The sequence below is a fragment of the Rhizobacter koreensis genome, assembly GCF_013366375.1.
GTDB classification, from domain to species: Bacteria; Pseudomonadota; Gammaproteobacteria; order Burkholderiales; family Burkholderiaceae_C; genus Schlegelella_A; species Schlegelella_A koreensis.
Map to the genome: position 1 here is coordinate 130485 of NZ_JABWMJ010000009.1, position 13260 is coordinate 143744.

General features: G+C 70.9%; 11 protein-coding genes. 9 read left to right on the forward strand and 2 right to left on the reverse strand.

What is annotated here, in order from left to right:
* Positions 1-67 precede the first annotated feature (67 nt).
* Entirely contained in the window at positions 68-3583 is a 3516-nt protein-coding gene (smc, locus tag HQN59_RS18590; protein ID WP_176070619.1) for a chromosome segregation protein SMC, read from the reverse strand.
* A 135-nt stretch (positions 3584-3718) separates the two neighbouring features.
* Here smc and queF point away from each other — a divergent pair, with 135 nt between their 5' ends.
* Positions 3719-4213 carry a preQ(1) synthase gene (queF, locus tag HQN59_RS18595; RefSeq protein WP_176070620.1) on the forward strand — a complete coding sequence of 165 codons (495 nt, stop codon included), beginning with the start codon at positions 3719-3721 and terminating at the stop codon, positions 4211-4213.
* A gap of 111 nt (positions 4214-4324) precedes the next feature.
* On the opposite strand, the gene HQN59_RS18600 is transcribed toward queF, so the two are convergent.
* Positions 4325-4555 (reverse strand): hypothetical protein, encoded by a 231-nt coding sequence (locus HQN59_RS18600; protein WP_176070524.1) that lies wholly within the window; start codon positions 4553-4555, stop codon positions 4325-4327.
* Positions 4556-4709: 154 nt separating this feature from the next.
* Here HQN59_RS18600 and dapC point away from each other — a divergent pair, with 154 nt between their 5' ends.
* The 8 genes from dapC to HQN59_RS18640 all read left to right on the forward strand — a co-directional run bounded on the left by dapC (position 4710) and on the right by HQN59_RS18640 (position 13189).
* Entirely contained in the window at positions 4710-5939 is a 1230-nt protein-coding gene (gene dapC / locus HQN59_RS18605) for a succinyldiaminopimelate transaminase (protein ID WP_176070621.1), read from the forward strand.
* Positions 5936-6757: a 2,3,4,5-tetrahydropyridine-2,6-dicarboxylate N-succinyltransferase gene (gene dapD / locus HQN59_RS18610; RefSeq protein ID WP_176070622.1), complete on the forward strand. Its 822-nt coding sequence runs from the start codon at positions 5936-5938 to the stop codon at positions 6755-6757. The genes dapC and dapD overlap by 4 nt, the downstream gene beginning before the upstream one ends.
* Before the next feature lie 28 nt (positions 6758-6785).
* Positions 6786-7973 carry a PilT/PilU family type 4a pilus ATPase gene (locus tag HQN59_RS18615; protein WP_176070623.1) on the forward strand — a complete coding sequence of 396 codons (1188 nt, stop codon included), beginning with the start codon at positions 6786-6788 and terminating at the stop codon, positions 7971-7973.
* 5 nt (positions 7974-7978) lie between these two features.
* Positions 7979-9130 (forward strand): succinyl-diaminopimelate desuccinylase, encoded by a 1152-nt coding sequence (gene dapE, locus HQN59_RS18620; RefSeq protein ID WP_425342745.1) that lies wholly within the window; start codon positions 7979-7981, stop codon positions 9128-9130.
* A 16-nt stretch (positions 9131-9146) separates the two neighbouring features.
* A complete protein-coding gene (prmB, locus tag HQN59_RS18625; RefSeq protein WP_176070624.1) occupies positions 9147-10043 on the forward strand; it encodes a 50S ribosomal protein L3 N(5)-glutamine methyltransferase in 897 nt (298 codons plus the stop codon).
* A gap of 230 nt (positions 10044-10273) precedes the next feature.
* Entirely contained in the window at positions 10274-12352 is a 2079-nt protein-coding gene (locus tag HQN59_RS18630) for an ABC-F family ATP-binding cassette domain-containing protein (RefSeq protein WP_176070625.1), read from the forward strand.
* A 49-nt stretch (positions 12353-12401) separates the two neighbouring features.
* Complete coding sequence (locus HQN59_RS18635; RefSeq protein ID WP_176070626.1) at positions 12402-12830, forward strand: organic hydroperoxide resistance protein; 429 nt, start codon at positions 12402-12404, stop codon at positions 12828-12830.
* Between the two features lie 41 nt (positions 12831-12871).
* Entirely contained in the window at positions 12872-13189 is a 318-nt protein-coding gene (locus HQN59_RS18640; protein WP_176070627.1) for a hypothetical protein, read from the forward strand.
* Positions 13190-13260 lie beyond the last annotated feature (71 nt).

Here is a 13260-nt window from a genome sequence, read left to right on the forward strand (position 1 = left end):
GCTCGCGCCGCCGCGCGCCGGCAATCGGCGCGCCGGGAGGTCCTCGCAACGACCGCCCCCGGCGGCCTCATGCCGCTTCCGCGAGGCGCATCGCCGCCGGCATGTCGACGCTGACAATGCGCGAGACGCCCTGCTCCTGCATCGTCACGCCGATCAGCTGCTGGGCCATCTCCATCGCGATCTTGTTGTGGCTGATGAAGAGGAACTGCGTGCTCGCCGACATCTCCTTCACCAGCTTGGCGTAGCGCTCGGTATTGGCGTCGTCGAGCGGCGCGTCGACCTCGTCGAGCAGACAGAACGGCGCCGGGTTGAGCTGGAAGATCGCGAACACCAGCGCGATCGCGGTGAGCGCCTTCTCGCCCCCCGAGAGCAGCTGGATCGAGCTGTTCTTCTTGCCGGGTGGCTGCGCCATCACCTGCACGCCGGCGTCGAGGATCTCGTCGCCGGTCATCACGAGCCTGGCGTTGCCGCCGCCGAACAGCGTCGGAAACATGCGGCCGAAGTGCGCGTTGACCTGCTCGAAGGTGGTGCCGAGCAGCTCGCGCGTCTCGAGGTCGATCTGCCGGATCGCCGCCTCGAGCGTGTTCATCGCCTCCGTGAGGTCGGCGTTCTGCGCGTCGAGGAAGGTCTTGCGCTCGCGCGATGCGGTGAGCTCGTCGAGTGCCGCGAGGTTGACCGCGCCGAGCGCCTCGATCTCGCGGTTCAGTCGATCGATCTGCGTCTGCAGACCCGTGAGCTTCACGCTGTCGGTCTCGATCGACGCCGCCACCGCGTCGAGGTCGGCGTCCGCGCTGGTGAGCTGCTCGAGGTACTGCGCGGCGCCGAGCTGCGCCGCCTGCTCTTCGAGCTGCAGCTTGGTGATGCGGTCGCGCAGTGGCTGCACGCCCTGCTCGATGCCCATCCGGCGCTCGTCGGCGCGGCGCAGCGCCTGTGCGAGCTCGTCGTAGGTGCGGCGCTGCGCCGCGAGTGCGGCTTCGCAGGCGGCCTTGCGTTCGAGCGCCGCGTGCAGCTGCTCCTGAGCGTCCGCGTCGGTCAGGCTGGCGAGCTCGTCGGCGAGACCTGCGTCGGCGCTCTCGTTGGCGGCGAGCTGCTGGTTCGCGGTCTCGATCGAGCGCTCGAGCTCCGCCAGCCGCGCGGCCAGCGAACGACCGCTGAACTGCGCCTCCTGAGCCCGGCGCTCGGCGGCGCGCAAGGTGTCGCGCGCGGCGGCGAGCGCCTGCTCGCGCTCGGTGACCGCGCGGTCGAGCTCGACCTGGCGCTGCTGCACCGCCGCCAGCTCGCCCTGCAGCGCGGCGACCCGTTCTGCGTTGCCGGCGAGGCGCTGGTCGAGCTCGCCCAATTGGGTGTCGATGGCGCCGAGCTCGTCGGCGAGCTGATGACGGCGTCGCTCGGTCTGCTCGGCGCGTTGCGTGGTCTGCAACCACTCGACCTGCAGCGCGTGGGCGCGTGCCTGCGCGGCGTGCGCCTGCTGGCGCAGCACGCCGAGCTGGGTGGTGGCTTCGGCGACCGCCGCCTCGGCCCGCCCGACCGCGCCCTTGGCCTCGTCGGCGATCAGCTGCTGGGCCCGCGTCTGGCGGTCGAGGTTGGCGATCTCCTGCGCCCGCGCCAAGAGGCCCGCCTGCTCGGAGTCGGGCGCGTAGAAGCTCACCGAGTGCGCACCGACCGCGTGGCCGTCGCGAGTCATGATCACCTCGCCGGCGCCCAGGCTGGCCCGCGCGTCGAGCGCGGTCGCGAAGTCGGGCGCGGTGTAGACGCCGCTCAGCCAGTCGGCGAGCAGGGCGTCGAGGCCGGGGTCGCCCGGCTGCAGCAGCTGCGCGAGGCGCGGCAGCGCACCGGACGCGCGCGGTGCCGCGGCGCTTGCCGGCGTGTAGAACGCGAGGCGCGCCGGCGGGGCGTCGGACGCGAACGCGGCGACACTGCCGAGCTGGCTCACCTCGAGCGCACCGACGCGTTCACGCAGCGCCGCTTCGAGCGCGGTCTCCCAGCCGGCCTCGATGCGGATGCGCGTCCAGAGCGCGGCGACGCCGTTCAGCTTGTGCCTGGCGAGCCACGGCTTGAGCTTGCCCTCGACCTGCACGCGCTCCTGCAGCGCCCGCAGCGCCTGCAGGCGGGCGGCGAGCTGGGCGTGCTTGGCGCTTTCGGCGTTCAGCTCGGCCTGGCTGGCACGGCGCGCCTCGTCGAGCGCGGGCAGCGCGGCGCTCGCGTCCGCAAGCCTGGCGTCGGACGCGGCCCGCGCCTCCTCGGCGCCGGCGAGCTGCGCGCGCAGCTTGTCGATCAGCTCGGCGTCGGGTGCGGCCAGGCCCTTCTCCTCGGCGGCGAGGCGACCGCGCCGCGCGAGGGCGACGCCACGCTGCTCGTTGATGTTGCGGGCCTCGGCGCCGAGCAGCGACAGCTGCTGCTGCACGCCCGCAACGACGCTGCGCTGCGTCTGGCTGCGCGAGCGCGCCTCGCGCACTTCGGCATCGAGGTCGCGCAACGCCTTGCCGTGGGTCTCGACCTCGACGGCTGCCTGCGCCGCGTCGTCGCTGGCGCCGGACTGCCGCTCGGCGGTGCTCGCCCGTTCGGCGAGCGCGTCGTCGCGACGCGCCGCCCAGCGCGCGCTCTGCGCGGCAAGCTCGGCACGCCGCTCCTCGACGCGCCGCCGGCCTTCGGCCACGTAGCGGATGCGCTCCTGCAGCCGGCTCACCTCGAGCGCCGCTTCGCCCAGCGTCCCCTGGGCGGCGTGCAGTTGCTCGTTCGCCGCGAAGTGCTCCTCGCGCACCTGCTCGAGCCCGGCTTCGGCGTCGCGCAACTGGGCGCTGCGCGCATCGAGCGCGGTCGTGGCCTCGATGACCGCCTGCCTGACCCGTGCCTCCTCGGCGGCGGCGTCGCGATGCCTGAGGAACCACAGCTGGTGCGTCTTCAGCTGCGCCTGCTGCTGCAGCGTGCGGTAGCGCCCCGCGACCTCGGCCTGGCGTTCGAGCTTGACGAGGTTCTGGTTCAGCTCGCGCAGGATGTCCTCGACGCGCGTCAGGTTCTCGCGCGTGTCCTTGAGGCGAACCTCGGTCTCGCGGCGCCGGTCCTTGTACTTCGAGACGCCCGCGGCCTCTTCGAGGAAGAGGCGCAGCTCCTCGGGGCGGCTCTCGATGATCCGAGAAATGGTGCCCTGGCCGATGATCGCGTAGGCGCGTGGCCCCAGGCCGGTGCCGAGGAACACGTCCTGCACGTCGCGCCGCCGCACCGGCTGGTTGTTGATGTAGTAGCTGCTGGTCCCGTCGCGCGTCAGCACGCGCTTGACCGCGATCTCGCCGAAGCGGTTCCACTGCCCGCCGGCACGGCCCGACTCGTTGTTGAAGACGAGCTCGACGCTGGCGCGGCCGGCGGGCTTGCGCAGATCCGAGCCGTTGAAGATCACGTCCTGCATCGACTCGCCGCGCAGCTCGCTCGCCTTGCTCTCGCCGAGGACCCAGCGCACCGCGTCCATGATGTTGGACTTGCCGCAGCCGTTGGGTCCGACGACGCCGACGAGCTGGCCGGGAAGCTGGAAGTGGGTGGGCTCGACGAACGACTTGAAGCCGCTCAGCTTGATCGAGTTGAGTCGCATCGGCGCCCTGTCCGCACCCGCGCCGTGTGCGCCAAGTGCTTGATTCTGCTGGGGAAAAGACCGCCTGACGCGGTGCTTCGAGGGGCCGGATGATAGCATCGCGGGCTCTCCCGAAACCCGACTGCCGGACCCCTGATGACCGCTTCCCAGACCTCGCCCGGCGTGTCCGAGCGCCAAGCCGCTGCCGCCGGCGCCGCCGTCGAGGTCGGCGAACGCGCCCGCCCGGCGACGCCGCCGTCACTGCCGGCGCGCCGCCTCGACGTGTTCCCGAACCCGGCTGCCGAGCGCGACTACCTGATCGAGTTCCAGGTTCCCGAGTTCACCTGCAACTGCCCGCTCACCGGCCAGCCCGACTTCGCGCAGTTCTGGATCGACATGATCCCGGGCGACACCTGCATCGAACTCAAGAGCCTCAAGCTCTACTTCTGGAGCTACCGCAACGAGGGCGCCTTCCACGAGAAGGTCACCAACTCGATCGCCGACGACATCGTCGCCGCCGCCAAGCCGCGCTGGCTGCGCATCAGCGCAAAGTGGAACGTGCGCGGCGGCATCTACACCAACGTCGTCGTCGAGCACCGCGGCGACGGCTGGCGACCCGCCGAGGGCTGGACGGCGCCGCCGGTGCGCTGAGGCTCAGCGCGCCGCCGCGGCTCGCGCCGTGCGTCGCTGCGCCGCGGGCTCGGGTGGCCCTTGGCGGCATCGACGCGTCGACGACACCGGTCGCTGACGCGAGCGCGCGCCTCAGCGCCGCTCCGGGGCGGGCTTGCCGGTCGGCACGTCGGTCGGACCGCCGGTGACGCCGTCGAGGCCGCCACCGTCGCCACCCGCGCCACCGCCCACGCCCGGCGTCACCGCGCTCGGTCCACCCGGGCCCTGACCGACCGAGCCGCTTTCGGTGGCGTCGGCATCGGTGTCGGGACGGTCGGGCGAGGCATTGGTGTTGGGCGACGAAGCATCGGGGCGCGTGGTCATGGCGAACTCCTGCAGACGTGGTCGACCCGCTTCAGCATCCACCATGCCCGCCAGGCACGAGCACCCGAGCCCGGCGCGCGACACCAGGCGCACATCGCCGACGTGCCAGGCTCGCAACGAATGAAGCGCGAACCTTGCCGCCGATAATCGTGCGATGAATCCGCTGCTGACCCGCCTCACCGCGTATCCCTTCGAGCGCTGGCGAGCCCTCACGCGCGACGTCACGCCGAACCCGGCCCTGCGGCCGATCTCGCTCGGCATCGGCGAACCGCGCCACGCGACGCCCGACCTCGTGAAGGAGGCGCTGCTCGCCAACCTCGACGGCCTCGCACGCTATCCGGCGACCGCGGGCGACCCGGCGTTGCGCGAAGCGATGGCCGCGTGGGCCGGCCGGCGCTACGGCGTGATGCTCGACCCTTCGACACAGGTGCTGCCGGTCAACGGCTCGCGCGAAGCGCTGTTCGCGCTGGCGCAGACGGTGGTCGACCCGACCCGCGACGCGGTGGTGGTGAGCCCCAATCCGTTCTATCAGATCTACGAAGGCTCGGCCCTGCTCGCGGGCGCGCGCCCGGTCTACGCCAACAGCGTCGAGGTCGAGGGCCGGCGCGGTCGCTTCGAGACGCGCTGGCAGGACGTCGACGACGCCGACTGGACGAAGACGCAGCTCCTCTACGTGTGCTCGCCCGGCAACCCGACCGGCTCGGTGGCGTCGCTTGCCAAATGGCAGGTCCTTTTCGAGCTGAGCGACCGACACGGCTTCGTGATCGCGTCGGACGAGTGCTATTCCGAGATCTACACCGGCGACGAGGCGCCGCTCGGCGGGCTCGAAGCCGCGCGGCGCCTGGGCCGCAGCGACTTCCGCAATCTCGTCGTTCTGACGAGCCTTTCCAAGCGCTCCAACGTGCCGGGCCTGCGCTCGGGCTTCGTCGCCGGCGACGCCGCGGTGATGAAGAGCTTTTTGCTCTACCGCACCTATCACGGCAGCGCGATGGGGCCGGCGGTGCAGCAGGCGAGCATCGCCGCCTGGAACGACGAAGCCCACGTCGAGGCGAACCGCGCGCAGTACCGCGCCAAGTTCGAGGCGGTGCTGCCGATGCTCGAGCCGGTGCTCGACGTCGGCGCACCGGACGCGAGCTTCTACTTGTGGGCAAAAGTGCCGGGCGGCGACGACATCGCGTTCGCCCGTGAATTGCTCGCTCAATACAATGTGTCGGTCCTGCCCGGGAGCCTGCTCGCGCGCGAGTCGCAGGGCGTCAACCCGGGAGCCGGCCGCATCCGGATCGCCCTGGTCGCCGAACTCGCCGACTGCATCGCAGCCGCCGAACGCATCGTCGATCACGTCCGATCCGCCCGATCCGCCCAACCACTGCAGGACTTCCGATGACCCAACAGCTGCAAAGCACGATCGAACTCGCGTGGGACAGCCGCGCATCGATCAACCCGGCCAACAGCCCCGAGATCCGCAGCGCCGTCGACGAGGTGCTGGCTGGGCTGAACAACGGCACCATCCGCGTCGCCGAGCGCCAGGGCGTCGGGCATTGGACCGTCAACCAGTGGGTCAAGAAGGCGGTGCTGCTGAGCTTTCGCCTGTGCGAGAACCGCCTCATGCACGCCGGCGAGCTGGCGTTCTTCGACAAGGTCGACCCCAAGTTCTCGCACCTCGACGAAGCGACGATGCGCGAAACCGGCGTGCGCGTGGTGCCACCCGCGGTCGCACGCCACGGCTCGTTCCTCGGCAAGAACGTGGTCATGATGCCGAGCTTCGTGAACATCGGCGCCTACGTCGACGAGGGCACGATGGTCGATGCCTGGGCCACCGTCGGCTCGTGCGCCCAGATCGGCAAGAACGTGCACCTCTCGGGCGGCGTCGGCATCGGCGGCGTGCTCGAGCCGATGCAGGCCAACCCGACCATCATCGAGGACAACTGCTTCATCGGCGCGCGCTCCGAAATCGTCGAAGGCGTGATCGTCGAGGAGAACTCGGTGATCTCGATGGGCGTGTTCATCGGCCAGAGCACCAAGATCTACGACCGCGCGACGGGCCAGGTGAGCTACGGGCGCGTGCCGGCGGGGTCGGTGGTCGTGAGCGGCTCGCTGCCGAGCGCCGACGGCTCGCACAGCCTCTACTGCGCGGTGATCGTCAAGCGCGTCGACGCGCAGACGCGCGCCAAGACCAGCATCAACGAACTGCTGCGCAGCTGAGGCGGCGCGGCTTGACGAAAGGAGCGGCATGAGCAGCGGGAACATGGAGCGGGTGCTCCGGCTGATGTCCGAGAAGGGCGCGTCCGACGTCTACCTTTCGGCGAGCTCGCCGATCCTCATCAAGATCAACGGCCAGCTGCTGCAGCTGTCGGACCAGCCGCTCACGCACGCCCAGCCGCGCCAGCTGCTCGCCGAACTCCTGACGCCGAGCCAGCTCGAGGAGCTCGACGACACCGGCGAGCTCAACGTCGCGGTGTCGCTGTCGAACGTCGGGAGCTTTCGCCTGTCGGGCTTCAAGCAGCGCGGCTCGGTGGCGGCCGTGTTCCGCTGCATCCCATTCGACATCCCGTCGCTCGAGAGCCTGAACGTGCCGCCGGTTCTGAGCCAGCTCGTGCTCGAAAAGCGCGGCCTCATCCTGATGGTCGGCGCCACCGGCGCCGGCAAGAGCACCACGCTCGCTTCGATGCTCGAGCAGCGCAACCAGCAGCTCGCCGGTCACATCCTCACCATCGAGGATCCGATCGAGTTCCTGTTCCACAACAAGAAGTCGGTCATCAACCAGCGCGAGGTCGGCCGCGACACGCAGAACCTGCAGGTGGCGCTGAAGACGGCGCTGCGGCAGGCCCCCGACTGCATCATGATCGGCGAGATCCGCGACCGCGAGACGATGACGTCGGCGATCTCGTACGCCTTGTCGGGGCACCTCGTGCTGTCGACGCTGCACGGCAACAACAGCTACCACGCCCTCGGACGGATCCTTTCGTTCTACGCGCCCGAGGCGCGGCCGGCGCTGCTCGCCGACCTGGCGGCGGGCTTGCGCTCGATCGTCTCGCAGCGCCTCCTGCGCGGGGTCGCGGGCGGCCGGATGCCGGCCGTCGAGGTGCTGCTCAATTCGAAGCTGGTGTCCGAGCTGATCGAGCGCGGCGACTTCGGCGGGGTCAAGGAAGCGATGGAGAAGTCGCTCGCCGAAGGCTCGCAGACCTTCGAGCAGGACATCGCCCGGATGATCGGCCTCAACCTCATCACCCGCGACGAGGGCCTCGCCCACGCCGATTCGCCGACCAACCTGATGTGGCGGCTGCAGAACGACATGGGCGCGCCGGCGCGCAGCGCGTCGAAGAAGGAAGAGCCCGACGACCAGCCGACCTTCACCGAGATCACGATCGACGTGCGGCCGGAAGAGCCGGCGTCGCTGGCCGGCCTGCGCCGGCACTGAGCGGCGTGGACTCGCCCACCCTCGCGCTCGCCGAGCGGCTGATCGCCCGACCCTCGGTCACCCCCGACGACGCCGGCTGCCAGGCGCTGATCGCCGAGCGACTCGCCGCGATCGGCTTCGAGTGCACCCGGCTCCCGTTCGGCCCCGACGGTGCACGCGTCGACAACCTCTGGGCCGTCAAGCGTGGTCGCGCCGAAGGCGGCCCGCTCATCGCGTTCGCCGGCCACACCGACGTCGTGCCGACCGGACCCCTCGAGCGCTGGACCAGCGACCCGTTCGTGCCGACCCGGCGCGACGGCTTCCTCTACGGCCGCGGCGCCGCCGACATGAAGAGCTCGATCGCGGCGATGGTGGTCGCGAGCGAGGAGTTCGTCGGCGAACATCCCGACCATGCCGGGTCGATCGCCTTCCTGCTGACCAGCGACGAGGAAGGCCCGTCGATCGACGGCACCGTGCGCGTCTGCGAGTGGCTGCGCGAGCGCTCGATCCGACTCGACCACTGCATCGTCGGCGAGCCGACGTCGGTGCAGCGCCTCGGCGACACGATCAAGAACGGCCGCCGCGGCAGCCTCTCGGCGCGCCTGACGGTGCGCGGCGTGCAGGGCCACATCGCCTACCCGCATCTCGCGAACAACCCGATCCACGCGTTCGCGCCGGCGCTCGCCGAGCTCGCCGCGATCGAGTGGGACGCCGGCAACGCCTACTTCCCGCCGGCGAGCTGGCAGGTCTCGAACCTCCACGCCGGCACCGGCGCGACCAACGTGATCCCGGGCGAGTTGGTGGTCGACTTCAACTTCCGCTTCAGCACCGCGTCGACGCCCGAGGTGCTGAAGGCGCGTGTCGAGCACGTGCTGAAGGAACATGCGGTCGAACACGACATCGCGTGGACGCTCGGCGGCGAGCCCTTCCTCACCGAGCGCGGGCCGCTCAGCGAGGCGCTCGCGGCGTCGATCGCCGAGCACACCGGCGTGCGCACCGAGCTCTCGACCACGGGCGGCACGTCGGACGGCCGCTTCATCGCGAAGATCTGCCGCGAGGTCGTCGAGTTCGGGCCGGTCAACGAGACCATCCACAAGCTCGACGAACGCATCGAGCTGGCGAGCCTCGAGCCGCTCAAGAACGTCTACCGCGGCGCGCTCGAACGGCTGGTGCGGTGACCGGCAGAATGCCGGCATGACGCTGATCGAGCTGATCGAGGACGGGGCGCGCCGCCTCAAGGAGGCCGGCGTGTCGTTCGGCCACGGCACCACCAACGCGTTCGACGAGTCGGCCTGGCTCGTGATGTGGGCGCTCGGCATGCCGATCGACATGCTCGAGGACACCGCATCGAAGGTGCTCGACGACACCCAGTTGGCCAAGGCGCGCGAGCTGGTCACGCGCCGCATCGAGACGCGCACGCCGGCGGCCTATCTCACGCGCGAGGCGTGGCTGCAGAACGTGCCGTTCTACGTCGACGAGCGCAGCATCGTTCCGCGTTCGCTGATCGCCGAGCTGCTGGCCGACGGCGAAGGCACCGGAACGCTCGATGCCTGGCTCGACGAGCGCACGACGCGCGTGCTCGACCTCTGCACCGGCAACGGCAGCCTGGCGGTGATCGCGGCGATGGCGTACCCCGATGTCGTCGTCGACGCTGCCGACATCTCGGACGACGCGCTCGCCGTCGCTCGCATCAACGTCGACAAACACAAGCTCGGCGAGCGAATTACGCTGCTCAAGGCCGACCTGTTCGAGGGCGTGCAGGGGCTTTACGACCTCATCGTCTGCAACCCTCCATACGTGAACGCCGACAGCATGGCGAAGCTCCCGCCCGAGTACCGTGCCGAGCCCGCGCTCGCGCTGGCCGGCGGCGCCGATGGCATGGACCTGGTGCGCCGCATCGTCGCGGGCGCGGCCGAACGCCTCACGGACATCGGCGTGATCGTCATCGAGATCGGCCACGAGCGGCAACACTTCGAGGCCGCATTCCCGCGCCTTGAAGCCGCATGGCTCGAGACCAGCGCCGGCGACGGTCAGGTGGTGCTGCTGACGCGCGACGCGCTGCTCGGCAAGGCGACGCAGCGCCGGCGCTGAGCACGGCGAGGTCCGGGGTCCCGTCGCCGTCGAGCGCTGCCGCGCCGGCTTCGTCAGCGTCGCGCCTGCAACCGCCACCACGAGCGCCGCCGGTCCGACGCGCGACAATCGCTGGTTCCCCGCGCCGCGTCGCGCATGCCCGCGCGGGGTTGGCGCCCCTGCCGGCGTCGCAGTGCGGCGCCGCGGCTCGCAATCCTCGCCTTCGTTCGACCTCAACGCTCCCGCCGCCGATGCTCGTCCTCCAACAACTCTCGCTCCGTCGCGGCGTCAAGCTCGTGCTCGATCGCGCCAGCGTCACGCTGCAACCCGGCGAGAAGGTCGGCCTCGTCGGCCGCAACGGCGCCGGCAAGTCGTCGCTGTTCTCGCTGCTTGCCGGGCGCCTGCAGCCCGACGCCGGCGACGTGTCGATCCCGCCGCGCTGGCGCGTCGCCGAAGTCGCCCAGGACATGCCCGAGACTGAAGCGGGCGCGACCGACTTCGTGCTCGAGGGCGACACCGCGCTGATGGAAGCGCACGCCCAGCTCGCGGCGGCCGAGGCGGCCGACGATGGCCACGCGATGGCCGAGGCGCACCACGCGATCAGCGAGGCCGGCGGGTTCGACGCGCGCCCGCGCGCGCAGGCGATGCTGATGGGGCTCGGCTTTCGGTCGGACCAGCTCGACGCGCCGGTCAACAGCTTCTCGGGCGGCTGGCGCATGCGCCTGCAGCTCGCCCGCGCGCTGATGTGCCCGGCCGACCTGATGCTGCTCGACGAGCCGACCAACCACCTCGACCTCGACGCGCTGGTCTGGCTCGAGGCGTGGCTGCAGCGCTTCGAGGGCACCATGATCGTGATCAGCCACGACCGCGAGTTCCTCGATGCGGTCACGCGCGTCATCGTCCATCTCGACGACGCCAAGCTCACGCGCTACGGCGGCAACTACACCGCGTTCGAGGAGATGCGCGCCGAGCGCATGCTGCAGCAGCAGGCCAACTTCGAGAAGCAGCAGGAGCGCATGGCGCACCTGCAGAAGTTCATCGACCGCTTCAAGGCCAAGGCGAGCAAGGCCAAGCAGGCGCAAAGCCGCGTCAAGGCGCTGGCCCGCATGGAGAAGATCGCGCCGGTGCTGACGAGCGCCGACTTCCAGTTCGAGTTCCGCGAGCCGCTGAGCCTGCCGAACCCGATGCTCGCGTTCGCAGGCGTCGACTGCGGCTATCGCAGCGCGGCGGACGACGGCGGCGACAAGGTCATCGTGCGCGGCGTCAACCGCTCGGTGCTTGCCGGGCAGCGCATCGGCATCCTGGGCGCGAACGGTCAGGGCAAGTCGACGCTCGTCAAGACGATCGTCGGCGACCTCGCGCCGCTCTCGGGGCAGATCACCGCCGGCAAAGGTCTGACCATCGGCTACTTCGCGCAGCAGGAGCTCGACGTGCTCTCGCTCGGCGACGGCCCGCTGATGCACATGGTGCGGCTCGCGCGCGACGTCGGCCCGCCGGGTCGCGAGCAGGAGCTGCGCGACTTCCTCGGCTCGTTCCGCTTCGTCGGCGACATGGTCACGCAGCCGGTCGGCACGCTGTCGGGCGGCGAGAAGGCGCGCCTGGTGCTGGCCATGCTGGTGTGGCAGCGCCCCAACCTGCTGCTGATGGACGAGCCGACCAACCACCTCGACCTCTCGACGCGCGAGGCGCTCAGCATGGCGCTCAACGAGTTCGAAGGCACCGTGATGCTGGTGAGCCACGACCGTGCGCTGCTGCGCGAGGTGTGCGACGAGTTCTGGCTGGTGAGCCAGGGCTCGATCGGGCCGTTCGACGGCGACCTCGACGACTACCAGCGCTGGCTGCTCGAGCAGGCCAAGGCGGCGGCGCGCGAGCCCAAGCGCGAGAGCGCGGGCAAGCGCGCGGGTGCCGCGGACGACAGCGCTGCCGCAGGGTCGGCACGCGAGGCCAAGCGTTCGGCGAACGCAACGGCAGTGCCGGGACGCGGCAGCGGCGCGTCCCCATCGACGACCGGCAACGGCAACGCCACCCCCGCTGTCGCCCCCGTCGACAAGCGCGCCGAGCGCCAGGCCGCTGCCGCCGCGCGCCAGCAGCAAGCCAATGCGCTCAAGCCGCTGCGCCAGGAGCTCAACCGCGTCGACAACAAGCTCGGCGTGCTGTTCGCCGAGCGCGACGGGCTCGAGGCGTCGTTCGCGACCGGCGCCGGCACGCCGGCGGACATCGCCGAACGCGGCAAGCGCCTGAAGGCGCTGGGCGAGCAGATCGACGAGCTCGAGCAGCGCTGGCTCGAGCTCAGCACGCAACTCGACGAGGCTTCAGAATCGGCGGCCTGACGCGCGGCCCGCGAATGCCGCCCCGCTCCCACAGCACGAAGGAACGACGATGACGACCAAGCTCGAGAAGACGCTCTACACCGCGCACGCGCGCAGCACGGGGGGCCGCGAAGGCAGCTCGCGCAGCGACGACGGCAAGCTCGACGTGAAGCTCTCGCCGCCGAAGGAGATGGGCGGCAGCGGCGCGGGCACCAACCCCGAGCAGCTGTTCGCCGCCGGCTACTCGGCGTGCTTCCTCGGCGCGCTGAAGGCGGTTGCCGGCAAGCAGAAGGTGAGCCTGCCGGCCGAGACGTCGATCGAGGCGGACGTCGGCATCGGTCCGATCCCGCAGGGCTACGGCATCGAGGTCGCGCTGCGCGTGTCGATCCCCGGCATGGAGCGCGAGCAGGCGCGCCAGCTCGTCGACGCCGCGCACCAGGTGTGCCCGTACTCGAACGCGACGCGCGGCAACATCGACGTCTCGCTCGACGTCGTCTGACGCCCCCGAGCGCCCACGCCTCGCGGCGCGCGGCTTTCACGATGTACGACCACAACCAGACGCTGGTTCCCGACTCGTTCCTCGCGCTCTACACGAGGAACAGCCGGCCGACGCTCGAACGGCGCGAACTCGAGGCGCGCTACGAGGCGTGCGAGGACCTGGCGTTGCACGTCGCCGAGCTTTGCCGCAACCGCCAGCAGGGCGTCGACGACGCGCCGGAGGCGCTGCACCACTGCTACGACGGCCTGATCGCGCCACCGCTGTCGACGCCGCGCCCCGAGGCGGTGTGGGTCGTCAGGCGCGTCGCCGAGCTGCTGGAGTGGCCGGTGCCGGGATGGGTCGATTCGGCCGGGGAATAGCCGCGCGGCGAGCAGTGCGCGCGTCAACTGCCCGTCGGCCCGCGCCGCACCGGCGGGCGATCCAACGGCAC